23 protein-coding genes are annotated in these 25,401 nt (G+C 59.4%); 7 read left to right on the top strand and 16 right to left on the bottom strand.

All coding sequences use genetic code 11. From position 1 onward, the window contains the following. Window positions 1-76 precede the first annotated feature (76 nt). Window positions 77-637, top strand: coding sequence for a hypothetical protein (locus OHL20_RS15395; protein ID WP_263384064.1), 561 nt, complete (start codon window positions 77-79; stop codon window positions 635-637). Here OHL20_RS15395 and OHL20_RS15390 read toward each other — a convergent pair. After that, a complete protein-coding gene (locus OHL20_RS15390; RefSeq protein WP_263384063.1) occupies window positions 634-1,020 on the bottom strand; it encodes a hypothetical protein in 387 nt (128 codons plus the stop codon). The genes OHL20_RS15395 and OHL20_RS15390 overlap by 4 nt on opposite strands. Window positions 1,021-1,144: 124 nt before the next feature. Between OHL20_RS15390 and OHL20_RS15385 the strand changes: the two genes are divergently transcribed. Then, window positions 1,145-1,894, top strand: coding sequence for an RsmE family RNA methyltransferase (locus tag OHL20_RS15385; RefSeq protein WP_263384062.1), 750 nt, complete (start codon window positions 1,145-1,147; stop codon window positions 1,892-1,894). 272 nt (window positions 1,895-2,166) lie between these two features. Here OHL20_RS15385 and dnaJ read toward each other — a convergent pair whose 3' ends face one another. The 7 genes from dnaJ to OHL20_RS15350 form a co-directional block, all read right to left on the bottom strand. Beyond that, window positions 2,167-3,309: a molecular chaperone DnaJ gene (gene dnaJ, locus OHL20_RS15380; protein ID WP_263384061.1), complete on the bottom strand. Its 1,143-nt coding sequence runs from the start codon at window positions 3,307-3,309 to the stop codon at window positions 2,167-2,169. Between the two features lie 36 nt (window positions 3,310-3,345). Beyond that, entirely contained in the window at window positions 3,346-3,885 is a 540-nt protein-coding gene (locus tag OHL20_RS15375; protein WP_263384060.1) for a nucleotide exchange factor GrpE, read from the bottom strand. A 123-nt stretch (window positions 3,886-4,008) separates the two neighbouring features. Next, a complete protein-coding gene (gene hrcA, locus OHL20_RS15370; RefSeq protein ID WP_263384059.1) occupies window positions 4,009-5,070 on the bottom strand; it encodes a heat-inducible transcriptional repressor HrcA in 1,062 nt (353 codons plus the stop codon). Window positions 5,071-5,148: 78 nt separating this feature from the next. Next, entirely contained in the window at window positions 5,149-5,982 is an 834-nt protein-coding gene (locus OHL20_RS15365; protein WP_263384058.1) for an Mrp/NBP35 family ATP-binding protein, read from the bottom strand. Between the two features lie 101 nt (window positions 5,983-6,083). Further along, a complete protein-coding gene (locus tag OHL20_RS15360) occupies window positions 6,084-6,605 on the bottom strand; it encodes an acyl-CoA thioesterase (protein WP_263384057.1) in 522 nt (173 codons plus the stop codon). 48 nt (window positions 6,606-6,653) lie between these two features. Next, window positions 6,654-7,205, bottom strand: a complete 552-nt coding sequence (locus tag OHL20_RS15355; protein WP_263384056.1) for a hypothetical protein — start codon at window positions 7,203-7,205, stop codon at window positions 6,654-6,656. 41 nt (window positions 7,206-7,246) lie between these two features. Beyond that, on the bottom strand, window positions 7,247-7,561 hold the full coding sequence (locus OHL20_RS15350; RefSeq protein WP_263384055.1) for a tetratricopeptide repeat protein: 315 nt from the start codon (window positions 7,559-7,561) through the stop codon (window positions 7,247-7,249). 375 nt (window positions 7,562-7,936) lie between these two features. Here OHL20_RS15350 and OHL20_RS15345 point away from each other — a divergent pair, with 375 nt between their 5' ends. The 4 genes from OHL20_RS15345 to OHL20_RS15330 all read left to right on the top strand — a co-directional run bounded on the left by OHL20_RS15345 (window position 7,937) and on the right by OHL20_RS15330 (window position 12,534). Continuing rightward, entirely contained in the window at window positions 7,937-9,472 is a 1,536-nt protein-coding gene (locus OHL20_RS15345) for a sigma 54-interacting transcriptional regulator (protein ID WP_263384054.1), read from the top strand. Window positions 9,473-9,523: 51 nt separating this feature from the next. After that, window positions 9,524-10,642, top strand: a complete 1,119-nt coding sequence (locus tag OHL20_RS15340; RefSeq protein WP_263384053.1) for an alginate lyase family protein — start codon at window positions 9,524-9,526, stop codon at window positions 10,640-10,642. Then, complete coding sequence (locus OHL20_RS15335) at window positions 10,639-11,883, top strand: vWA domain-containing protein (RefSeq protein WP_263384052.1); 1,245 nt, start codon at window positions 10,639-10,641, stop codon at window positions 11,881-11,883. Before OHL20_RS15340 ends, OHL20_RS15335 begins: the two co-directional genes overlap by 4 nt. Before the next feature lie 210 nt (window positions 11,884-12,093). Continuing rightward, window positions 12,094-12,534, top strand: coding sequence for a hypothetical protein (locus OHL20_RS15330; RefSeq protein ID WP_263384051.1), 441 nt, complete (start codon window positions 12,094-12,096; stop codon window positions 12,532-12,534). Window positions 12,535-12,612: 78 nt separating this feature from the next. On the opposite strand, the gene OHL20_RS15325 is transcribed toward OHL20_RS15330, so the two are convergent. Further along, window positions 12,613-13,881 (bottom strand): hypothetical protein, encoded by a 1,269-nt coding sequence (locus OHL20_RS15325; RefSeq protein ID WP_263384050.1) that lies wholly within the window; start codon window positions 13,879-13,881, stop codon window positions 12,613-12,615. 181 nt (window positions 13,882-14,062) lie between these two features. Next, entirely contained in the window at window positions 14,063-16,624 is a 2,562-nt protein-coding gene (locus OHL20_RS15320) for a choice-of-anchor D domain-containing protein (protein WP_263384049.1), read from the bottom strand. A gap of 560 nt (window positions 16,625-17,184) precedes the next feature. On the opposite strand from OHL20_RS15320, the gene OHL20_RS15315 reads away from it, so the two are divergent. Beyond that, window positions 17,185-17,976 (top strand): HugZ family pyridoxamine 5'-phosphate oxidase, encoded by a 792-nt coding sequence (locus OHL20_RS15315; RefSeq protein ID WP_263384048.1) that lies wholly within the window; start codon window positions 17,185-17,187, stop codon window positions 17,974-17,976. Here OHL20_RS15315 and OHL20_RS15310 read toward each other — a convergent pair. The 6 genes from OHL20_RS15310 to OHL20_RS15285 all read right to left on the bottom strand — a co-directional run bounded on the left by OHL20_RS15310 (window position 17,973) and on the right by OHL20_RS15285 (window position 25,025). Further along, window positions 17,973-19,364 carry a mercuric reductase gene (locus OHL20_RS15310; protein WP_263384047.1) on the bottom strand — a complete coding sequence of 464 codons (1,392 nt, stop codon included), beginning with the start codon at window positions 19,362-19,364 and terminating at the stop codon, window positions 17,973-17,975. The two genes, OHL20_RS15315 and OHL20_RS15310, sit on opposite strands and share 4 nt — an antisense overlap. Before the next feature lie 12 nt (window positions 19,365-19,376). Next, entirely contained in the window at window positions 19,377-19,943 is a 567-nt protein-coding gene (locus OHL20_RS15305) for an NUDIX domain-containing protein (protein ID WP_263384046.1), read from the bottom strand. 4 nt (window positions 19,944-19,947) lie between these two features. After that, window positions 19,948-22,131, bottom strand: a complete 2,184-nt coding sequence (locus OHL20_RS15300; protein WP_263384045.1) for a CocE/NonD family hydrolase — start codon at window positions 22,129-22,131, stop codon at window positions 19,948-19,950. 104 nt (window positions 22,132-22,235) lie between these two features. After that, a complete protein-coding gene (locus OHL20_RS15295) occupies window positions 22,236-22,490 on the bottom strand; it encodes a CDGSH iron-sulfur domain-containing protein (RefSeq protein WP_263384044.1) in 255 nt (84 codons plus the stop codon). An 82-nt stretch (window positions 22,491-22,572) separates the two neighbouring features. Continuing rightward, entirely contained in the window at window positions 22,573-24,198 is a 1,626-nt protein-coding gene (locus tag OHL20_RS15290; protein WP_263384043.1) for a sigma-54-dependent transcriptional regulator, read from the bottom strand. Continuing rightward, entirely contained in the window at window positions 24,192-25,025 is an 834-nt protein-coding gene (locus OHL20_RS15285; RefSeq protein WP_263384042.1) for an ATP-binding protein, read from the bottom strand. Before OHL20_RS15285 ends, OHL20_RS15290 begins: the two co-directional genes overlap by 7 nt. Window positions 25,026-25,401: the final 376 nt, after the last annotated feature.

Here is a 25,401-nt window from a genome sequence, read left to right as displayed (position 1 = left end):
AAAGCCGTAGCAAAGCGTCCGCACTTCTCCGCGCCGATCCACGGTCGTCTTGCTTTACCACTGCTATCCTCAAAAGGTGGCTGATCTAAACTTTTCCCAATCCGAGCGCCGCAACCTCTTCCTACCCATCGCCATCGCCGTCCTGGCACTAGCTGGCATCGCAGCCTACATCCTGCACCGTCTGCCAAGCCACGACGCGGACCTCACCATCACCCGCACCAACACATGGCAGGCCCACACCATCTACAAAACCGACACCATCGTCGTCGGTCAGGATAAAGCCCAGGACGATCTCTATGTCCTAGCCACCCTCCACGTAGACAATCGCCTCCACATCCCCATCTTCATCAAGGATGTCACCGCCACCCTCACCACCGCCAGCGGCGATCTCCTCGAAACCAGCGCCGCCCAGAAGACAGAGCTGCCGCCACTCTACGAGACCTTCCCCGCCCTCAAGCCTCTGGCCTCGCCACCCCTGCTCCGCGAGACCACCATCCCCGCCACCCAACCAGCAGAAGGCATGGTTCTGCTCCACTTTCCCGGCACGCAGGACGACTGGACGCACCGCAAGGAAGCAACCCTCACGGTAGCTTTCTACCACCAGCCCCCGCAGACCATCACCTTTGCGAAACCCTAGGTCGTCGCCTTCTTCCGAGTGGCCGTAAACGATCCGTCTGCCTCATAGGGATCGACAAAGATCGTGCCTTCGAGCCCATCATCACCCTTCAGCTTTGCCGTATAGTTCAGCGTGATCTTCGTGCCGTCATACACGGAGTCATAGCTCCACTTCATCGTGCCATCCGCAACCGTGCCATCGACCGGCCTCGCCGCGCCATCCGTCCCAAGGCAGGTCCCACCGATCTTGTTCTCGACCACGGTCAGCACACAGGTCGTCACCACCGGATTACCCTGCACGTCCCCATTGACCTGCCATGTTCCATCCAGCGTCGCGGCATGCGCAGCCATACCAGCCGACGCTATCGCCGCCATCAAACTTACCCGCACCATCCATTTCGACATAGATCCTCCACCCATTCATCTTCAGCAATCAGAGACGTCGCGCAGCCGTTGTTGGACAAAGGAAGACAACACAAATCTCTTCGCCGAGAGCACCACTATACCCGCAATCTTCTATCCTGTAACGATGCGCCGCCGCTTCATCGCCGATACCTGGACCCCCACCACCGCAACCCTCACCGGCGATCAGGCCCACCACCTCGCTCACGTCCTCCGCGCCGAGATCGGCCAGATCTACGACGTCGTTGCCGGAGGCTTCCTCCACCGCTCCGAGATCACCGCCGTCTCCGACGCCGAGGTCCGCTTCACCCTCCACGAAGAACTCGAAGCCGACTCTGCCCTGCCGCTCCACCTCCTCATCGCCATCTTCAAGTTCGACCACCTCGAGTGGGCCATCGAGAAAGCAACCGAACTCGGCGTAGCCCGCATTACCCCCATCCTCGCCCGCCGCACCGAAAAGCATCTGGCCCAGGCCGCCACCAAGCGCGTCGAACGCTGGCGCCGCATCGCCCTCGAAGCTTCAAAACAATCCCGCCGCACCGACATTCCCGAAATCGCCGACCCGACAACCCTCAAGCAAGCCCTCGAACACGAACCCGCCACCACCCGCATACTCCTCTCCGAAACCGAACAAAGCCAAACCCTCACCGCCGCCTTGAAGGCCGCAGTCCCCGCAGCAGTCGGTCCTGACTACGCCCTGGCCATAGGCCCAGAAGGAGGCTGGACCCCAGAAGAGATGTCCCTCTTCACCCACCACCAGTGGCAACCAGTAACCCTCGGCCCCCGCATCCTCCGAGCCGAAACCGCCGCCATAGCCGCCATAGTCATAACCGCCGCTTACCTGACATCAGCTAGCGGCCGACCCACCGAACTGTAGTTGCCTTCACCAGTCCCCACCCGAACACTGTCATCCTGAGCGAAGTCGAAGGACCTGCGGCTGCTCTTGCCCCGTTCTCCACCGCCACTAACTTGACAAACGCACACCCCAAACACCCCTCAACGCGCAAAAACTCAGACAGCGCAACAACCCAAGTACCCACCTAACCCCAATGTTATGAAGACTTTCGTACTTAGATGGGGGAGGGGGGTACCCCACAAAAAAGGCCCGGACCAAAGTCCGAGCCCCTCTCGATATCAAAACCTAGACAACTAACTAAAAATATCCTTCACCTTAGAAAATAGCCCCCGAGACGTAGGCAGATTATCCACCGTCATCGTCTCACCAAGCTGCTTCAAAAGCTCCCGCTGCGACTTCGTCAGCTTGCCCGGAACAGCAACCCGAACCTCAACAATCAAGTCGCCCTTTCCATGCTCATTCAGGTGCGGAACGCCTTTGCCCCGCAGCTTGAACTCCTTGCCACTCTGCGTTCCCTCCGGAACCTTGATCGTCGCCATTCCTTCCAGCGTCTCGATCTCCAACTCTGTTCCAAGTGCAGCCTGAGGAAACGAGATCGGCAGAACACAGTGCAGATCGTCCCCATCGCGCTCGAAGAACTTATGCGCCTTCACATTCAGCACCACATAAAGGTCGCCCGCAGGACCACCAAACTTGCCGGTCTCGCCCTCGCCCTGGTACCGAATCCGCGTATCCTGCTCAACACCCGCAGGCACTTTCACCAGGACCGTATGATCCTTCTGCACCCTCGTCTCGCCCCGGCAAGTCTTGCATGCATCGACCACTAGCGTTCCCGTTCCGTTACAAACCGAGCAGGTCCGCGCAACCGAGAAGAAACCCTGCTGATAGCGAACCTGTCCGCGACCACCGCACTGCGTACACGTAATTGGAGCCTTGCCGTTCGCCGCGCCACTTCCCTTGCAGTCGTCGCAGATCTCCGCCCGACGGATCTTGATCTCCTGCTCTCTGCCGAAGACCGCCTCCTCGAACTCGAGCGTCATGTCATACCGAAGATCGCGTCCACGCTGCACCCGCGACGACTTCTTCTGACCGCCCATGTTGAACATCTCGCCGAACAGGTCGCCGAAGATGTCCCCCAGATCCTGCGCGCCGCCAGCTCCACCCTGGAACGGATTGCCAGCCGCTGGACCGCCGCTCTGAAACGCCGCATGACCATAGCGATCGTAAGCAGCCCGCTTCTCCGGGTCGCTCAGAATGCCATAAGCCTCGCTGCACTCCTTGAACTTCTCTTCCGCAGCCGGGTTATCCGGGTTGCGATCCGGATGATGCTGCATCGCCAGCTTCCGATACGCGGTCTTCAGCTCCTGGTCGGAAGCATCCCGCGAAACCGTCAACACCTCGTAGTAATCAATCTTCGTCACGTTCGCCGTAGCCATCTCTCTGGATTCCGCCTTCTATTCCTAATGTCTTCCCTACTCAGATACCTGTCCCGGGTTCGAAGCGATCCGCACCAATGCAGGTCGCAGCAGCTTCTCGCGAATCTTGTATCCGCGACGAATCTCCTCCAGCACCTGGTGATCGGGGAACTCAGCAGTTTCGATGTTCCCCAGTGCCTCGTGGATGCGAGGATCGAACTGCGTTCCCACTGACTCCACGGCCTGCACATTCAAGCCCTTCAGCGCATCTTCCATCTGCTTCAGGATCAGCTCGACTCCACCGCGCAGTTGCTCCGCCGTTCCATCCGCCTTCAGCGCAAGCTGGAAGTTATCCATCACGCCAAGAAACGGCTCGACCGTGTTCGTCACGGTGTAGTCGCGAGCATCAGACCGCTCCTTGATCTCACGCTTACGCGCATTATCGAACTCGGCCTGCAGCCGCGCCAGTCGATCCTGCAACTGGTCCCGCTCGCCCCGCACCTGGTCCAGCTCGGAAGGCCCAGCCTCCACCGCAACATCCTGCCCGCTTACAATCTCGGGCTCCTGCAATCCCTGCTCTAACGTCTCGTCCTGCATTGCTTCAGTACTCCTTATGTCGGTTTCACTTCTATTGTTGCCGATTCCTGCCCATCGCGCGACTCGATCCCACCCGTTATCCTTCGTCATTCCTCACCCACCAGCATTTTTCCTGCTTCAGAACTACTGTGGCTCCAGCATCCGGTCGAACACCTGCGCGATATAACCCACAGCACTCATCGTCCGCTCATACTGCATCCGCTTCGGCCCAATCACCCCAACCGTTCCGCGATTTTCGCCAGCCATCCTTGCCGGAGCCGCGATCAGCACCAGCCCCGCCAGCTCCGGAGCCTGCTCTTCCAGGTCGAACACCACGCGAACCGACTCCTGCCGCGTATCTATATACGCATTCAGAAGTTCAACCAGCCGCTGCTTCGCCTCAAGAGCCATCAATACCTCGCGCAGCCGCTCCCGATCCTCCTGGCTCGTCACCAGGTTCGCTACGCCTTCCACATAAATCGTCTGCCGCGTTGCTCCACTCTCGGGCACTGTATGCGCCCAGAGATGCTGCACCGACGTCAACAGCCGCTGATACTCATTCCGCTCCCGCTCGACAAGCCGCGCGATCTCCCGCCGAACTCCTTCAATATTCCATCCCCGAAAGTTCTCATTCAGGAAATTTGCAGCCGTCTCCAGATCCCGCGCTGTCAGATCCCGATCGAGTGCCAGCACACGATCCCGCACCAGGCCCGACTTCGTCACCACCACCGCCAGCACCCGCGCTTCCGTCAGCCGGGAGAAATGCACATGCTCCAGCACATCCCCACCCGAAACCGCCGCAATCGCCACCCCAACGCCGCTTGTAAGCGTAGCCAGCACATGCGACGTCCGCTCCAGCACCGCCTGCGTTCCCGTCAGACCCGCAAAGTTCGAGTCAATCTCAGACCGCGACCCAGCCGAAAGCTTGTAAATCCCCGCGCCCCCGCTGATCTGCTCCACATACATCCGAAACGCCCGCGCCGTCGGAATCCGCCCCGCCGACGTATGCGGCTGCTCCAGCAACCCCTCATCCGCCAGCGCCGCCATCTCGTTCCGCACCGTAGCCGGACTCAGGCCCGAGATCTCCGTCTGCGGCAAACGCGACACAGTTCCCGACCCGACCGGCTCGCCCGTATCGATATAGCTCTCGACAATGGCAGTCAAAATAGCCCGCTGCCGCGCCGTCACACGCTCCGCATCTGCCATCAGTTTGCCACCTCTGTATCCAGAATACGCCAGCCGTCAAGCCCTGAGATGCAAACCTGAGCCACTTGTGCTCATATTCTAGCTAATTTCGAGCACATCCTCGTCCTGCTCCGAGATCTCCATCGACCTCGCCGCAACCTTGCGTGCCACATCATAAAACGCCTTCACCGAAGCCGACTCCGGCCCAGCCAGCGTCACCGGCATCCCGCGATCGCCGCCAATCCGAATCTTCGGGTCCATATCCAGCGCTCCCAGAAACGGCAGTCCAAATTCGGCAGCCGTTCGCTCCGTCCCGCCCGCACCAAACACGTCAACCACCTCACCGTTCGGCAGCGTCATCTGTGACATATTCTCCACCAGCCCGATCACCTCCACCTTCACCTGGTGGAACATCTCAAGCGCCTTTCGCGCGTCCTGCAACGCCACGCCCGACCCAGTCGACACCACCACAGCGCCTGTCAACGGAACCGTCTGGACAAGCGAGATCACCACATCACCCGTGCCCGGAGGCAGATCGACGACCAGAAAGTCCAGCTCGCCCCATTCCACCTGCGTCAGGAACTGCTTGATGATCTGGTGCAGCATCGGTCCGCGCATCATCATCGGCTTGTCGCCCGGCGAGATCAGCCCAACCGAAATAAACTTCACCCCATGCGCCAGCAGCGGCTCGATCCGGTTCTCGCCCACAACATTCGGCTGCCGCGTCGCGCCCAGCATCATCGGCACATTCGGCCCGTAGATATCCGCGTCGATCAGCCCGACCTTATACCCCAGCTTGCCCAGCGAAACGGCTAGGTTCACTGCAACCGTCGTCTTGCCAACGCCACCCTTACCGCTACCAACCGCCACAACATGCGCCACACCCGGCAACGGCTGTGGTCCCTGCGGCGCTCCTGCTCCCATATGTCCCATCGTGCTTCTCCTCTACAGAATCTGTTATGTGCCGATTGCCAGCAAAATTGTCATCTTGAGCGAAGTCGAAGGACCCGCGTTTGTACTTACATCCTCAAAGCTCAAATATGGAATCCGCCCGGCAGCGCCGCCCGCATCTCCTTCTTACGCTGCGTCTCGCCCGACCGCATCTCGCGCCGCCGCCCCGCATCCTCATATCGCCGCTTCTGGTGGTCCGTCTCCGGAACAACCTGCGGCACCACCAGGCGCTGCCCATGTTGATCCACGGCCACAAACGTCAGGTACGCCGAAGAAACATGCCGCAGCTTCTGCTCGCGCACATCTTCCACCATGGCCCGCACACCGACCTCCATGGAGGTCCGAAACGCACGATTCACACTAGCCTTCAGGATCAACAACTCCCCAACCCGCACCGGTGCCACAAAGTCGAGATGATCCATGCTCGCCGTCACCGTGATCGCCCGCGCGTGACGACTCGCCGCCATCGCCCCCACCAGGTCGATATACTGCATCAGCCGTCCGCCGAACAGGTTCCCCAGCGCATTTGAGTCTGCCGGAAACACGATCTCACTCCGCTCCGACTGCGACTCAACCACCGTCCGAGATACGATCTCTTCGCTCATCCTTCCAAGTCTAAATCCCACAACGACGAACCACCGCGACCTCGGCCTCTACGGATGGCCCGCAGCCATACTCTGGCGAAGCTGCCGCTCCGCATCTGCGCCCCAGTACTTACAGTCAAGCTGCAGAAACACCGATGTATACGGAATCGTCATCGTCGTCTTCAGCACCAGCACATGGAAACCTTGCCCGGCCTCCTCAATTGTCTTCAGAATCTGCTCGTGCGGCAGCGACTGAACCGGACGGCCCCTTAGAATCACTTGAATATCACTCCGATATGCCGTCACGCCCGGAGCAGCCTGATCCGTCACAAATGGCAGCTCCGCATCCATCAGCACATTCGGGCTCACATGCGGAGCGCGATCCAACTGCGCAAGCACGTTCCGCAACACCTGCACCTGGCTGCTACCCGTCTCAATCGTCTCCACCCCCGGCGCAACCTGCAGCGGATACGCCGAGTCGACAATCAAGATCCAGTTCCGATGACCCAGCAGCGGCAGCGTCGCCGCAACCTTCGCCTGCCAGGAAGCAGGTTCCGGCTGAGCCCGAAGACCAATGCCAGCCGGGAACGCAAGACAAAGCAAAAGCAGATACCTGACCATAGCCGAAAACTCCTGACCCTTGAAGCTTGGAGAGTAGAAGCTTACAAGCTTGTCAGCTCTTCGCGCAGCCCTTCCATCTCGGCAAGCGCATGCTGGTTGCCAGTGCGATTTGCCGCACCAATCCCTTCGTGCAGACGTGCCAGCGCCTCCTCCGTCCGGCTCAACTTGGCAAGCGTCTGCGCAGACATCTGGTACGCCGGAACGTAATCAGGATTCAAAGCGATCAGGCTGGTAAACTCCACCAGACCCTGATCCGTGCTGCCCTGCGCAATATGCTCCATGGCGAGGCCGTACCGTGCAAAAGCGTTGTTCGGGTCGAGCTGCAAAATCTCGTGAAAGGCGGCAATCTTGTCCATGGATTGATTCTAGTGGCTGGCGACCAGCCCAGCCACCAGCCGCCAATACGCCCCTGCTTACATAGCTACACTTACGTGAGATTCCACCCCATGCGTTCGCAGTCAGACCGCCAGTCTCGCTTTGCGCGCATTCCCACTGACCTGTAATCAGCCTTCGCCTCGCGCCCACAAGATTGTCATCCTGGGCGAAGTCGAAGGACCTGCGGTTGCCCTTGCCTTTCTTTCCCGAAGGAAACCAGCGTCCGAGTCTCTCCGGTCAACGCATCCGCAAGCACTCCACACCGACGCGCTCAAATGGGAAGTCAATACTTCCACCGCGTCATACCGAAGCCTCTGCGTGAATCCTTCCGCTTCGCCAGCCGTCTATACTTAGACATGGCGACCTCTCTTCCGAACACCCTCGGCGCCCTACGCGCCAGCGAATACACTCCAGCCCGTCTCGCCCGGTCCGTCAAGGACGAGCTCCGTGACAATCTCATCGCCAAACTCCGCGCCAAAGGCACCTCGGACGAGCCGCTCTTCCCCGGCATCGTCGGCTACGAAGACACCGTCGTCCCCCAGATCGTCAACGCCGTCCTCTCCAAGCACAACTTCATCCTGCTCGGCCTCCGTGGACAGGCAAAGTCGCGCATCCTTCGCGCCCTCACTACCCTCCTCGACCCCAACTGCCCCTACGTCGCCGGCTCCGAGCTCCGCGACAACCCCTACACACCGCTCTCAAAGTTCTCACGCGACCTCATCGCGAAGATGGGTGACGACACCCCTATCGCCTGGCTCACCCCCGACGACCGCTACGTAGAAAAACTAGCCACCCCCGACGTCACCGTGGCCGACCTCGTAGGCGACATCGACCCCATCAAGGCCGCACGCTCCAACCAGGACCTCGGCTCCGAGCTCACCATGCACTACGGCCTCCTGCCCCGTGCTAACCGCGGCATCTTCGCCATCAACGAGATCCCCGACCTCGCCGGCAAGATCCAGGTCGCACTCTTCAACATCATGCAGGAGGGCGACGTCCAGATTAAAGGCTACCCCGTCCGCCTCAAGCTCGACGTAGCCATCGTCTTCTCGGCAAACCCCGAGGACTACACCGCGCGCGGCAAGATCGTCACCCCACTCAAGGACCGCATCGGCTCCGAGATCCGCACCCACTATCCCGAGTCGATCGACGACGCCATCAGCATCACCTCCCAGGAAGCCTGGTCGAAGCGCCCCAGCTCCAACATCGAGATCCCCCACTACATCCGCCAGATCGTCGAGCAGATCGCCTTCTCCGCTCGCGAAGACAAGAAGGTCGACAAGCGCTCCGGCGTCTCCCAGCGCCTCCCCATCTCGACCATGGAACTCGTCATCTCAAACGCCGAACGCCGCGCCTTCCTGCACGGCGAAACGCTCGTCGTCCCAAGAGTCGGTGACATCTACACTGCCCTCCCCGGTATCTCCGGCAAGATCGAGCTTGAGTACGAGGGCGAGATGCGCGGCGCCGACACCGTCATCCGCGAGATCATCCGCGCCAGCGTAGCTACCGTCTTCGACCAATACTTCAAAGAGACCAACACCCAACAGATCGAGCAGTGGTTCAACCTCGGCGGCACCGTCCAACTCAACGACGCCCAACCCTCCGCAGGCTCACTCGCCGAACTCCAGCAGATCCAGGGCCTCTTCGACAAGCTCTCGCCCCTCAAGGTTAACTCCAAGTCCAAGCCCGAGACGGCCGTGAGCGCAGCCGAGTTCCTCCTCGAAGGCATGTACGCCCACAAGCGTCTCAGCCGCACCGAGGAGCGCGCCTTCACCGCAGGCGAAAAGAAGCAGCGCAACAACGAAGCCGCCAACTACGCCGAAAAGCTACGGGAACGCGAATCCGAACGTGACGAATACACCAAGAACCGCACCCGCCGCGGCTTTAACTAGCACGATCCAACGAGGCAGAAGCGCATGTCGATCAGACTCTCATCATGGTGCATGACGATGGTATTCGTATGCGTCGCGCATGCAGAGTCGGTCGCCAATCCCAAAGCCTCTTACATCGATGTCGTCCAGCGACACGCGCTGCTCGCTCACAACAGCGATCCGCGTATCGCAAAGGCCATCGCCTCGCTAAGCTTCTGCACAAAGCTTCCCGTTGTCCCTCCACCCACCGGCCGCATGGTCATCCCGCCGCACTACATCAGCGGAGGACATGGTCCAATCAACCCCGCCGAGGCTGAAGTCACGCGCACCTACTCCAGCTTCGAGCGCCGCGTCACCGCAGGCATGAACCAGTGGCTCGTTAGCTCCAGCAGAGACGAAGCCCAGTGTGCCCAGCAGCAGATTGACGCTTGGGCACAAGCCGCAACTCTCCTCGACTACGATCCCAGGGAGAGCTCCCAGGCATGGTTTCAAGTCGAGTGGACTCTCAGCTCCATCGCCATAAGCGAGTCTGTCCTCCTCAACGAAAGCTCGCTCGATCCCACACTGGTCAGGCGCGACATCCAGTGGATGGACAAGGTTGCGCACCGCACCGTCGACTTCGACAAGGCGGGCACACAGACCAACAACCATCACTACTGGCGAGCCCTTGCGGCCGTCTCCACCGGCATCATCTCCTCCGACGACTCCCTCTTCAACTGGGGCATAGACGTCTACAAGCAGGCCATCGGCGAGCTTGACCAGCGCGGCGCCTTTCCGCAGGAGATGGCCCGCCACGAGCGTGCCACCCACTACCAGGCCTTCGCACTCCAGCCGCTTGTTCCACTCGCACAGTTCGCCGAGCGACAGCACGTTCCCCTCTATCAGTACCGTTCGCCCACCGGTCGCACAATTGCCGATGCCGTCGACTTCTTCGCAGCAGCCATTGCCAATCCCGACATCGTCAAGGCCTACACGCCTGACCCGCAACTCCTCAACGACGGTCCCGACCTCTTCGCCTTCGCAGAGTTCTATGCGCACCACGTCAGTCCCGCGCAGCTCTCCGCTCCCCTGCTCAAGGGTCTCGAACAGCCCACCGTCGCTACACGCATCGGCGGCAGCATTACAGTAGTCGACGGCTACGCGCCTGCCCAGGCTGACCAACCCTCATCGCAGCCACGGAGGACTTCATGAAACGCATTCGCTACACCAAGTTCACCGGCGACCTCGCCGACTCCCTCGGCCTCGAAGACCTCATGCAGGCCCTCTCCGACTTCCTCCTCGACTCCGGCTTTCAGGACCCCATGTCCCGCTTTCAGGACTTCGACGGCGAGCAGACCATGGAGAACCTCCGCGAAGCCATCAAGCAGGCCCTCGACTCCGGCGAACTCTTCGACGAAGAAGCCCAGGAAAAGTACGAGTCCCTCAACGCCGATCAGGTCGAAGAGCTCATCGACCAGATCATTCAGAAGATGCAGGAGCAGAACTTCATCAACGCCGAGCAGCCCAAAGAAGGTGAGGGCAACCAGGGCGACAGTGAGACAAGCGCCAAGTTCGAAGTTACCGACAAGGGCATGGACTTCCTCGGCTACAAGGCTCTTCGCGAACTGCTCGGCCCGCTCGGCAAATCGAACCTCGGTCGCCACGACACCCGCCACGAGTCCTCCGGGGTCGAGACCAACGGCTCCTCCAAGCTCTACGAGTTCGGCGACACCCTCAACCTCGACATCACCGCCACCCTCTCCAGCGTCTTCGCCCGCGAAGGCATCGCCACCGCCGTAGAAGGCGAAGAGCACACGCCCCTCAACATCGAATACTCGGACGTCCACGTCCACCAGTCCGACTACCAGTCCTCCTGCGCCACCGTCGTCCTCCTCGACTGCTCTCACTCCATGATCCTCTACGGCGAAGATCGCTTCACGCCTGCCAAACGCGTCGCCATGGCCCTCAGCCATCTCATCCGCACCCAGTTCCCCGGCGATACCCTCAACCTCGTCCTCTTCCACGACACCGCCGAAGAGATCCCCATCTCGCAACTCCCCCGCGTCAAGGTCGGCCCCCACTACACCAACACCCGCGAAGGCCTTCGCCTCGCTCAACGCATCCTCTCCCGTCAGACCAAGGACATGAAGCAGATCGTCATGATCACCGACGGCAAGCCCTCAGCCCTCACCCTCCCCGATGGCCGCATCTACAAAAACGCCTTCGGCCTCGACCCCCTCGTCATCGCCGAAACCCTCGAAGAGGTCGCCCGCTGCAAGCGATCGAACATCATGATCAACACCTTCATGCTCGCCCAGGACTACGCCCTCATGCAGTTCGTCCAGCAGGTCAGCGCCATGTGCCGCGGCAAGGCCTACTTCACCAGCCCCGAAAATCTAGGCAACTACCTCCTCATGGACTTCATGAGCCGCCGCATGAAAACGATCCACTGAGATCGAGCGAAACAAAGGTCATCTCGCTCAGCGTCCTGAAAACGATCCACTGAGATCGAGCGAGTTGAAGGACCTGCGTTTGCCCTTACCCTTCTTTCTGTCATTCCCGAAGGGAACCTGCGTTCGCCAGGAGTGCTCCAACGTCAAATCCCTCCAAAAACAACTTCCCACACCCACACCTGCTCTAATCAAGAAGCACGAGGAGGACACATGTCCCGTTGGAAAGTAATCTCCGCTCTCTCCGCCGCTGCGCTGCTCGCCGCAGTCAGCACAGCACCGGCACAAATTTCCATCAACGTTGGTGGGGGAGCGCCCGAATGCCCCTATGGGTACTACGACTACGCCCCGTATAACTGTTCGCCCTACGGCTACTATGGTCCCGACTGGTTCAACGGCGGCCTCTTCATCGGAGCCGGTCCCTGGTATCACGGTCGCGGAGGCTTCTACGGCCACGTCGACAATCGCTACGATCCGCACCACGGCTATAACGGTCCCTTCCCGAATCGTGGAGAGCAGGCCTTCAATCACTTCCACGGCAACGAGGCGCACGACTTCCAGGGCCACATCGGCAACGCCGGCCATGACGCTGGCAACGAGCACGGCGGCGGCTTCCAGGGCGGCGGCCATCCCGGCGGCGGCGGCCACCGCTAGTCGATGGTTCTGCAACGCCCGCAGCGAAATGCCCACCCCTCATAGCAGGAGGTGGGCATTTCAACGTCCCCATCATCCCTAGCCGCGAAGCCCTTCCGCCCTTACAGCGTCCACCCGTTCGGCATGCACCTTACCACCGCGCCCCCTGCGCTCGCGCCATAGTTCATACAGAGCCGCAGCCGATGCCGCCGCAAGCATCACCACAAGGTAGTCATACGGCAGCCGATACCGTATCCGCGTAAAATAAATCGCATACGCCCCTGCCGCCACAAGGTACTGCGCAGCAAACAGCAGCATAAGCTGTCGTCTCCCCGGCAGCAGCAACGGAGCCACCAGCGCCCCGCACAGCAGCGGATAATAAACCCCCGCAATCAGCAGCGGGTACACCTTGGAGTCCTTCTTCGCCGTCTCCAGGTTCGTCTGGTAGTTGAACCAGTTCAGCGTCTTCTCCACATACAGCACAGCCGCGCGCTTTGGATTCGCCTTGATCCACGCAATCGCCGCGCGCTTATACCCGTTCTCGCGCGCCAGCTCATCCTTCTGCGCCGCAGCCTCCGGCGCAAACAGCCAGATCTTCACCCGCGGCCCCGTGTTCGCCCCCGTCTCCGGCGAGTTCCCATACAACAGCATCAGCCCGTCATTATCTGAAACAAAGAAGCTGTGAAACACCACCTTGTTCCGCGCCGACCACGCCACCAGCGAAGCCGCAACGATCACCGCAATCACCGCAACCTCGCTCACGCGATGCCGTCGCCAGAGCAGCCATAGGCCATAGACGACAAGATTAAACAAAAAAACAGGCACCGTAAGAATCAGCGCCGCCCACACCACCGCCTGCGCCAACGCCTCGACCATCTCGCCCGACCGCCGCCACACAAAATGCATCCACAGCGACAGCAGAAACAGCGTCGACACCAGCGCCTGCGGGTAAAGCGTCCCGGCAGCATAAAGCTCCAGCATGTAGAACCAGCTGAACAGCAGCGCAAGCGTCGCAGCCCGCTGGCCAAACAACCGGCGCGTCATGCTCGTCAGCAGCCCGGCACACGCAAGCCACAGCACCAGGTTCACGCACTTCGCAAACTTCACGCCTTCATGCACACTCTGGATCGCCGCCACTACCCACGGATACCCCGGCGGCCGCATCGCCGTCGGTGCAACCCCGTCGATTGAGAAGAAGTGGAGATGCCGCAGGTTCAGCGCGATGCTGTAGTAGTCCATCTCATCCGGAAACCCAAAGCTCGACGAGACCCGCATCCCATAGAGCACCGCAGTCACCACGAGCACAAGCCCGAGAACAACCTGCGTCCGACTCCATCGCGCCGCAAATGAAAAAGTATTCGTGGTCATATCGAAATTTGATTCAACTTCGCTAACCCGCTCAAAAGTTTTCACACACAAAGAACGCCAGCAATCTTAGCCCAGATTTCACCTAAATCAAATTAATCGCAAGCCCGGCGTAGTCAATCCAAAGCAGAATAGCCGAGCCACAAGGCCCGGCTATTCATTCTTTGGTTCCGCCCTGGACGACTTACTTCGTGTGCCAGGCACAACCCGAAGCTGTCTGCGAGACAATATCGGCGTACACCTGGATCGAACCCCGCCCTGGCACCACAACCGGTACAGAGGCATCGTTCAACAGGAAGCCACCCGAAGCACTCAACGTGACGTTTCCAGAGGTATTCACGTTGCTGATCGTGAACGGGGTCGTCGTGCTCCAGCCATAGCACGATGGAAGCGTAAGCACCTGTGAGGTCGTCCCCTGAGTCGACAGGAATCGATCCGCTGGAGCGATACCGTACGTCGCCGCAGTTACGACGGTTGGATCAGCCGCCGTTGCTCCCGTGATGTAGTTGACAACGTTCGAATACAGGGCAGCCATCTCGTTCTCGCCAGCCTGACTTGGGTGTATACCGTCGCCTTGGAAGAAATTACAGACAGGATTTGCATAAGCTCCCACTGCACCAAGGCACGGTTCATTCTGCCAATCCACGACGTAGTATCCGTTAGCAACGGACATAGCTCTCACGCCTGCACTGATGGATTGAACCGGAACGTCCATATTAAGTGACGACAACATGGTTGGAGCGATCACGGTGAACCCACTCTGTTTGTACAGAGCGTAGAGCCGCATCCGGTTCGCAATAATCGCAGGCGCCGAACTACCACCCACATCAAGATCATTGATTGCAGCATTATCACTTACAATCGCGAACTTCGAATTCGGGCTGTACAACGGAAGATCAACCAGCGGAGCGTCTGCAAAATTGGTCTCTAGAAGACTCCCGGCAACTCCGGTATCCGTTACCGTAAATGGAGTCGTTAGGTTGAGCAGGTATGGGTACGGCGTGACATCCCCTGGCGTCTCATTGGTGAGCGAGTCGCCATCGACGACTAATACATTTGCAGTCGTGGTGCTCTGGACATGAAGAGCCCCAAGTCCGCGACTGTAGAACGCCGACTGCTGGAGAATGAGGTTGTTGTGCGCGATGCTCGCCGCGTTTAGCTGCGTAGGATAAGCCAGAACGTAGTACACCGTCCCCCAGAGTAAACCTCCACCATCCCATGGCAGCGCTCCGACGGTGTAGGAATCTCCAACCGCGCGCCCATCCCAAACGTTCAGTTGGCTTCCATACTGGGATACCTCTGCACCATTGATGTAGAAGTGATCTACCGTCCCGTCCAGGTTGCTTCCAAGGGCATAGGTGATGCAGTTGTAACCGACAAGAGGTTGGTTGGTGTACGTCTGTTCACCGCCAAATCCGAAGTAGTCTCCCATGTAATAAGCACTTCGAGGGTGCGCCGCGCCGGCCAACCAGAGCGCGCCGACATTCTGACGATTGCTTCCTCCGAAGGCGGTTGCATAACCAACATTGTTTGGAGCGTCGAGCGGATGGAAGTAAGCACACATCGTCAGCGTTCTGCTGTTCATGGTCGAACTATCCGTTAGTGTCGAACTCGCTGGCAAAACGCAGGATCGCTGGTTTCCGTCCAGGTTGTCGTTCATCTGCAAGCCGCCGTTCACCCATGTAGGCGTGTTGCCACCAGGGGAGAAAGTGCAGTCGTTCCCTAAGCCGCTCGTATCCCTTGCGACCGACCCGGCACCTTCGGTGAAGGGAATGTTAGCGATTGCTCCTGGAATCAACTGGTTTGTCGGAACCCCTGTTCCGTTCCCGGTAAGCTGAATGACCGTAGGAGATGCTGCAACGTTGCTGAGGATCTGAATAGCACCCGTACGTGTGCCCGAGGCCGCTGGCGAGAACGATCCAGCCAACGTACAGGAAGCACCAGGCTGGAGCGTCGCGAGACAACTACCCTTTTCCGCGAACTCTCCTGCATCAGCCCCCGTAAGCACGATCGCCGAGATGATCAGGGGCGCGGTGCCCGAAGAAGTCACCGTGATCGGCTGACCTCCGATCGTGGAACCCAGACCCGTATCGGCGAACGTAACGCTCGATATCGAAACCGAAATCTTCGCAACAGGTGGCGGCGGCGGCGGTGCCGTTCCTACACCGGACAGGTTTACTGCACTGGAAAGACCTGTGATGGTATCTGTAACAAGCAGCGATCCGGCAAACGTCCCTGCAGACGCCGGTCGGAATTGGACCGGGATCTGACAAATGGGTACCCCTGAACCGCAGGTCGACGCCTGTGGAAGATGGAAACTGGTCGAAGAAGCAGTGAGCTGAGCAGAGATCGGATCACCGCTGGGGGAGTTTACGATTGCCAACTGAAGCGGAGTGGTCCCCCCGATGGGGGCCGTAAAGCTAAGACTCGCCGGAGTGACGACCGGTGCAGAGGTCGCAAGGGAATCAGTCCCGGTCAAGGGAACAGTTGCGACCAGGCCGGTAGCCATGTCGGTCAACAAGAGCGATCCTGCAACGGTACCCGGTCCCTTCGGAGTGAAGGTAATCGCAAGCTGGCAAACGGCGATACCTTGAAGACATGGCTGGACCGCAGCGACGGTAAATACAGCGGGCGAGGCCACCGCCGTAATTCCATCTGAATTGTGACCCATAACCGTCAGCGACTGACTGATGGGCAGAAGCGAGGCTTCGGAGAAGATCATGCTGGTCATGCTCGCCAGCGGCATCACGTTTCCTGTTTCGGAGCTCGAAGGCCCTTGTACAGCGCAGCCGATCAAAGGCAGAAAAAAGCTAGAGGCAAGAAGAATTTTGCCCGCAAATGAGGCTAGGTCGGAGGTCTGTTCCAAAATATTCCGATCTAATGATCCGAGTTGTAGGGCTTGGTCCGACTATATACGCTATGCGTTTATTGCATGGCACAAAAAACTAAGGTCATCGAACGAGCGTTGTACCCCTTGCGAACTCAAACTGTGGGCTGCGAAGGCGATCTACGTAGCGTCCACCCCTAGCTAAACCGCCCACCTCTTGCACACCTTGGAGCACCAGCGAAAATGACTCCCGCCCTAAACGGTAGAATGTACACAGGCGCAAATCCGCGTACAGCACTCCTAAACACGCCGGCAGAATACCCTGCTAAGTCACCTGTTTTGAAGACTTAGCCTGTAAGTCGCCTGCAATGAATACTTTGGATAGAATCATCCATCTAAGTGACCTGTAATGAGCAGCTTAGGACTTCACCGAATTCGGAAAAAAGGGGCAATAAGTCCGCCCCAGAAGAAAAGAGCCCATGTCCACACCGCCCCGCCAGCACGCCTACACCGGTCCAGCCCTCCCCGTCCTACTCGAGCCGACCCACGCCGAGCGAACCCGCACCCTGCTCCACCTCAACTCCCTCGCGACCCTCTCCACCCTGTCGCGCAAGCAGCCCGGCTTCCCCTTCGGCTCCCTCATGCCCTACGCCCTCGACTCCGCCGGACGGCCTCTCTTCCTCATCAGCAATATGGCCATGCACACTCAGAACATCAAGGGTGACCCCCGGGCTAGCCTCTTCATCACCCAGCCCTCAGCCGACGGCGACCCCCTCGGAGCCGCCCGCGCCACCCTCGTCGGCAACATCCTCCAGGTCCCCGACCAAGACAAGCCAGCCGTCCGCGAGCTCTACCTCGCCCGCCATCAGAACTCCAGCTATTGGGTCGATTTCGCGGACTTCTCCTTCTTCCGCATGGACATCCTGGACGTCTACTACGTCGGCGGCTTCGGCGTCATGGGCTGGGTCACTGCACCTGACTACGCCGAGGCCACACCCGACCCCCTCGCCACATCAGCCCCCGGCATCATCGAGCACATGAACGCCGATCACGCCGACTCCATGATCCTGCTCGCCCACACCCACTCCCAACTCGAAGCCACCGAGGCCACCATGACCTCCGTCGACCGCCTCGGCTTCCACCTTCGCCTCAAGACCGCCGAAGGCATGAAGGGCACCCGCATCAACTTCCCCAACCAGGTCACCACCCCCGGCGAGACCCGCACCGCCCTCGTCGCCATGGTTCAGGCAGCAAGGAACCCGACCACCTAGCCCTCAGCCTCATACTTCGAGAAGAGGTTGTTCAGAGCCTCAGCCCACGTCGGGTGGCTCCAGATCCCATCCCGCAGCACAGAGGCCGTAAGCCCACCCATCATCGCAATCTGGATCTGGGTGGCCACCTCGCCCCCATTCACCCCAAGACATGAAGCCCCCAGGATCAGGTCCGTCTCCGCATCCACAACAGCCTTCATAAACCCACGCGTCTCCGCCGACTCAAACCCACGAGCCACCCGCGTCATCGGCATCTTCGCGACCTTGATCTTCTTACCAGCCTTCCGAGCCTGCGCCTCGGTCATCCCGATCCGCCCAAGCTCAGGATCGATGAACATCGTGTACGGCACCGGCCGCCCCTTCGTAGTCCCATAGCCGCCATCCAGCAGATTGGCCTTCAACACCCTGTAGTCGTCATAGGCAATGTGCGTGAACTCCGGTCCACCCTTCACATCGCCAATCCCGTAGACGCCCCCAACGGTCGTCTCCAGCCACTCATCAACCTTCAGAAACCCACGCTCGTCCACTTCGATGCCCGCCTTCGCCAGCTTCAGCGCCTCTGTATTCGGCACGCGCCCCGTAGCCACCAGCAGATGCGTTCCAGTAATCTCCTGCGCCACATCAGCAACGCGAACAGTAAGCCGCAACTCGGCAGAACCAGACACCCGCTCCGCATGAGCGTTCAGATGAACGCTGATCCCATCCTCTATAAGGATCTTCAGGATCTCCGCCGACACATCCTCATCTTCATGCTCAGCCAGCCGCTCACCCGACTGAACGATGGTGACCTCGCTCCCAAAGCGTCGAAACATCTGCGCAAACTCAAGCGCGATGTAGCCGCCGCCAAGCACGATCAAGTGCTTCGGCAGCGTCTCCAACTCCATGATCGTCTCGTTGTCGAGGGCAGCTACCTCGCTCAGCCCATCAAGCTTCGGAATGGCATTGCGCACCCCGGTATCGATGAAGATCCGCTCCGCCGTAAGCGTCCGCGATCCCCCCGCGTTCAGGGCGATAAGAATTTCATGCGACCCCGTAAACTCAGCCTGCCCTTCGATCAGTGATAGGTTCTCAGTCTGCGTCAAACCCTTGTAGTTGCTCCCCCGAGATTTCGCAACGATCTCCCGTTTCCTCGCAATCGCCGCCCCCATATCGACCGAGACGCTCCCGGTATCAACACCAAAGTCCTTCGCCCGACGAGCCAGGTAAGCCACTCGCGCCGTCGCAACCAGGGTCTTCGTCGGCGTGCAGCCGAAGTTCACACACGTTCCGCCAACGAACCGCCGCTCCACCATGGCGGTCTTCCAGCCCTGCTTCGCCATCGCCATAGCGAGCGGGTTGCCACCCTGCCCTGAACCAATCACAATCGCATCGAACCGCTCAGCCGCCATAGCTACTCCTTATTACCGGTCTTGTCGCTCGCGCCAGACCTTGTACAGGCCCCACGCCGCCGCAGAACAGTTGTCCATCACGCGGCCGTCCATCAGCATATCTTCGAACTCACTGACACGCACGCGACGCACGGTGAGGTCTGCCTCTTCAACGTCCCGATCCGTCTCCCCCTGGGTCAAACCCTCAGCCAGAAAGACGAACTGCTTCTGGCGCATTACGCCATAGGCAATCCAATGCGCACCCAGGAGTGTCATCCGTTCGACAGTCAGACCCGTCTCCTCGCGCAGTTCGCCGCGTGCAAGCTCCTCAGGTATAACATCGGCCGTCTCCCATCCACCTTGCGGGAACTCGATATAGCGACCCTGCACCGTATATCGAAATTGCTCCACCAGCCATAGGAACTCACCCTCCGCAGTCATCTCGAGGGGAATGACGATGCACGCCGGGTCCTTCTCGACGACGCCATAGATTCCGCGAACTCCGCCCGCGCGCTCGATCACATCCTCACGCACCCGTGTCCACGCATTGCGATAGACCTCGCGGCTACTGATCGTCTTGATGGAGCTCTCGTCAGCCATGTGCCTACTTCTGCTCCGGCATCAGGAACTCCAGATGCGAGGGATACTTCGCCGATCCATAGATCGTCTGCGTTGCCGGCTTATAAGTCTTAGCAGGAGCTGACATGATATTCGGCACAAAGGTCTGCGGATTGCGATCGTAGAGTGGGAACCAACTCGACTGCACCTCAACCATGATCTTGTGCCCCTTCAGGAACGTGTGGTCCGCTCCATGCAGGCTGTACTTATACTCGACCACCTCGCCCGGCTTCACAGCAGAAGGTGTCTCGAAGCTCTTCACATACCGGCCACGGAAGATCTCATCTACGATCATCAACTGGTACCCAGCCATCGGCATTGGCACATCATCCGGATACACGTCAATCAGCTTGACGACCCAATCCGCATCCGTGCCCGTCGTAGCAGCAAACAGGTCGGCGACTACGTCTCCAGTCACGGTCACATCGTGATCGAGTACAGGGGTCGTGAAGTTAGCGAGGTCCTTGCGACCGCTTACAAAGCGCTGATCCTCAACCAGCCACGTCCGCCACTTCGAGCCATCGCCATAGGTGGGCTGGATGGGGCGATTGCGATATGGAACCGGGTCCGCAGGATCGGCGATATACGCACCAGCAACGGTGTCGTATGCACCGGCAGGAGCCTTGAAGCTCAAGCCTTTGTTCTCGGTGAGGTAGAGCTTGGCCGGAGTGAAGCCGACCTTCGGCGGCCACGCTGCATAACGCTCCCAGGTGTTTGCACCTGTACGAAAGCTGGCGGTGTTCTGTAACTCAAAGCCTGACTTACCCTTCAGATACTTCTCAAAAAAAGGTGCCTCAATGGTCTTGCGGTATTGGTCGCCTGTGGCTGCGCCGAAGTCGAGCACGCCGAGGTGCCGCGTTGTGCCACCCCAGCCGCCATGGTTCCAGGGGCCAAGCACCATGAAGACTTCGTGTTTCGAGTCATGCGGCTCAAGTGCGGCGTACTCCGCCTGCGTTCCCCACATATCTTCCTGGTCCCACCAGCCGCCAACCTCAAGCGTCGGCACTTCGACCTTCGTCAGGCGCTTCTGCACGGCCATATCCTGCCAGAACTTCGTATAGCTCGGCTGCGTCAGAAACATCTTCGCCGTCGGCAGGTCGCCCATTCCGGCGGTCTTTGCTGCATCTGCAAAGTCAACGTTCTTCAGGAAGTAGTCAAAGGTGTCTTCCTTTGAGTTCACGGGCACATCGGTCTTCTGACCCTCAAGCTGCTGGGTATAGTCGAACCCGTAGGTCTCACGAAACGCACCATTGTGGAAGAAGTCGTCACCCATCCAGACATCGGTCATCGGAGCCTGCGGCGATACAGCCTTCACAGCAGGATGCGCATCAATCCCTGCACTCATCGCGAGAAAGCCCGGATAAGACACGCCAAAGACGCCGACCTTGCCGCTGTTGTTTGGAACGTTCTTCAGGAGCCAGGTGATGGTATCTCGTGTGTCTGTGGTTTCATCGACATCGTTCTTGGCCGTGTGTGCCACAATGGCTCGGTTCATGACGAACTGACCTTCGCTCTTATACCTGCCGCGAATATCTTCATACACAAAGATGTACCCGCTGGCTGCCAGTTCCGGCTTGCCCGCATTGACACGGGCCGAGGTACTGCCATCCACGCCGTACGGCGTCCGCTCCATTAGGAAGGGCAGCTTTTCGCCCTTCTCAGATCCTTCCGGCCGCAGGATGATAGCGTGCAGCTTCGCTCCATCACGCACCGGGATCATGACCTCCTGCCGCGTGTACTCACGAAAGTGGTTCAGCTTTGTTGCGGTATCGCTTACGCGGGCAATGCCCTGCCCCATCAGTGCTCCCCCGCGGCGGCCACCGGAGTTCACGGTGCCACCCGTCACCTTCCCCGAGCTATCCCGCACGAAATCGATACCCGCGGGATTGGCAGCCCAGAAGAGATGATCCGGAGCCGACGCCTGGAGTTCCACCCGAGGCGATCGCTCGCCCTCAAGATAGAGCTTTCCGCCTTCAACATAGATCGAGATCAGCACGTCTGGTTCGGTGTTCACGTGGTAGGTGCCGACATACTCCGCGAGTTTGCCTGCTGGAAGCGTAATCGTTACAGGATTAGTCGGAGTTGGGGTCGCATCCTGCATGCCAAACGCCACACCACACGACAACACCACCGCCGAAACACCGGCAACCCACGACGTACGCAGCTTCATGCATTCTCCCGATCTGCAAGTCGCGCCGCCTGTGAAAGCAGCGCTATAAGTTGGAAGACCGTCCAGGGCGGGTGGCCCTCGACGGTCTCATTAATGGATGTCTCTTAACCCTGCGCTACCGGCTCGGGTGGAATCGGACTGGCGTCACACTTCCATCCCTCACGGCCGTGGGTGCCGTCGCAGAAAGGACGCTTCGACGACAAGCCACAGCGACATAGCGAGATTGCCGGCTTACCCGTCAGGTCCCACTCCCGTCCCTCAACATCCACCAGGGAGATAAGACCTTCTACCCGAAAGGGTCCGTTCGGACGAACCGTAATCTTGACCGTTGGAACCGCAACTGCTGCTTCGTCTGCCATACAACTCCCTCAACTCTTAGATAGAGCCAGAATAGCAAACACTTCGCCTCTGCAACGAAGACACGACACCTGCCTTCTTTCGTCAGTCGAGTTCACCGCCCTCGGATATGCCATACTCCTTCAGCTTCCGGTAGAGTGTCGTCTTCCCGATCCCCAGCAGCTTCGCGGCCATGAGCTTATCCCCCTTCAGTTGCTGGATCGTCACCAGGATCGCGTGCTTCTCCATCGCCGCGATTGACACAATATTCTCAGATAACTCACGGCCCGTTCCGGCTGGCCCGGTCACGTCGCTGGGCTCATCCAAGCCAATCGGTAACTCTGTCCTCAGCCGCTCCTGGTGCTGCAGACGGAAGTCCTGAAGCTGCGTTGGCAGATCACTCATATGCAGCACTGGACCGCTCGAAAGAGCGCACGCGCGTTCGATGGCATTCTCAAGCTCGCGTACGTTACCCGGCCAGTCGTACTCGGTCATCACGCGCAGCGCTTCATCCGAGAAGGTGTGCATAATGCCCGAATCGCGCACCAGCCCTTCGAGGAAATGTTCCGCGAGGACGGCTACATCCGCCTTCCGATCCCGCAGCGAGGGAATCCTGATGTTCACGACGTTCAGCCGGAAGTAAAGATCCTTGCGGAATCGTCCCTGCTCGACCATCGCCAGGAGGTCGCGATTCGTCGCCGCGAGTACCCGCGCAGAGATCGGCACAGCGTGCGTGGCACCCACGGGACGAACCTCCTTTTCCTGAAGAGCTCGCAGCAGCTTGGCCTGAAGATCAAGCGGCAGTTCCCCAATCTCGTCAAGGAAGACCGTGCCACCCTCCGCCGATGCGAGCAGCCCTTCCTTGGACCGGTTCGCTCCAGTGAAAGCCCCCTTCACATAGCCGAACAACTCGCTCTCAATGAGCGTCGGAACGAGCGATCCACAGTCTACGGGCACGAACGGCTTCGAAGCGTTAGGACCGTTGAAATGGATCGAGCGCGCCACCAGCTCCTTCCCGGTTCCACTCTCTCCGAGGATCAGCACCGGATGTGTCGACGAGGCGACCTTTGAGAGGATGCGGTACAGCTTCTCCATCTCCGGCGATCGTCCAATCAGATTACCCATCCCCTTCTGGGTCCGCAGGCGATCGCGAAGCTTGCGGCTCTCCAGATCGAAGCTCCTTCGCTGTCCCGCCCGATCGAGCACCGTAGTCAGTTCTTCCAACGCAAATGGTTTGGTGAGATAGTCTCCCGCCCCGATCCGCATCGCCTCGACTGCAGACGAGACCGTAGCAAAGGCCGTCATCACAACAACCGTCGTTTCAGGGTGGAGCGCCTTGACCTCCTCAAGCAGCATCAACCCCCCACCGCCTGGAAGCTTCAGGTCAAGCAGCAGCATATCGACCGCTTGGCGTCTTAAGACTGCGCGGGCTTCGGGAACGCTCTCCGCGCTGCTTACGTGGAAGCCCATACCCGCAGCGATCTCACAGCATGCTGTACGCACCGGCCCATCGTCATCGACGACAAGGACGCGCAGAACGGGAATTTGATCGGCAACATGCCTGGCATCGAACGCTCCGGGATGTGTGGCAAAGTGGGTTGGTGTATGGCCGATCAGTACGCCTGAGGGCCGGGAGTTAGTCAGCGCCGGTCCCAGTTGGTCACTCATGGTCTGGCCCGAGATTGCCGCCGTCTGCCGCCGCTTCATTCCAAACTCATCTGCGCTTAGCATGCCGTGCCTCCTGATCCGTTGCGGCTCTCTGTTTGCGCAGGCACTACGAACGCCAGGCGTTCGGTGGGCGAAGTTGAGGTATCTTCAAATGCAAGTTCACCGCAGCGACGGACAAGTGTCGCTACACTCCACGCAATCTCCACGGTCGTGCCGCTCGCCTCGCCACAATCCGTGCTTCTCAGGCGAAGCTGGCCACCTGAGGCGCCCACGAGTTCACGCACCACCTGAAAACCAATGCCGCGTGCCCCCTCCTTCGCGGATATGCTCCGTGGTTCGGACATCAGCACCTTTACCGCGGCCTTGCTCATCCCTTTCCCTCTATCTTCAATCGTCAGTACGATTCGTTCCGCACCTTCCTCCTGCTGGTGGACGACACGCAACAGAATTGAGCGATCACACCCAACATCGATCGCCTCGGCGGCATTCTTTGTCAGGTTGACGAGGATCCTCTCCAGCGCCTCGCGTGAGATCGCTACAGGTAGTGCGGAGCCGGCCTCGTAGGCGACAGCTACCGCCCTTCGTGCCACAGCATTGAGCAAGCCCCGGCAGCCTTCAATCACATCCGGAACGACCACTTGCTCTTTATCGCCGACCTGGACCAATTCGGGCATGACGGAAAGGCGACGGCCTGTAGTCGCGGGATTCAGAAGCCGATCGATCAGATCGCGGCTTCGACCACTGAGCAATCCCAACTCTGCGGCGTAGTGGCGGTGCTCGTCGCGCAAGACTCCGGGACGCGCCAGCAACTCGCAGTAAAGCCCAAGCGCTCCCAGCAGGTTGCCGGCATCATGGGCCAGACCCCGACCGTCCGATAACGGTCCTGGCAAGGCTCCTCTTCGTCCACTCGTTTTAGCAGGCTGCTCTGAACCCGGCCTGCCATGACGCGTAAGTACAGTTGGTGAAACTAAGGCTTTAGAAGAAAGCAATAATCCAGGACGAAAGAACTTTCCCGAGGCGGTGTTGCTCAGCGGTGCCTGCATGGTGTCGTGCTCCGAGTTGTATTTGCACCCGTGATGCCGAGTACTTGTGAATTCCTATAATCACGTTGCGTGCCAAAGCGGGAAGGTTATCTAAGTCACACAAAAGAATGAACTAATAAAGGAAGCTCCGAAAAAGAACCTTTCTGATCAAATTCCCGGTTTGGAACTGCAGTCGGCACCGAAATGGGATTATCACCGAGAATTGTGAAATCTAGGGGTCTCC

The sequence above is a fragment of the Granulicella arctica genome, assembly GCF_025685605.1.
Classification (GTDB): Bacteria; Acidobacteriota; Terriglobia; order Terriglobales; family Acidobacteriaceae; genus Edaphobacter; species Edaphobacter arcticus.
Note: the sequence above shows the minus strand (reverse complement) of the source record. Positions and strands in the feature narration are given on the sequence as shown.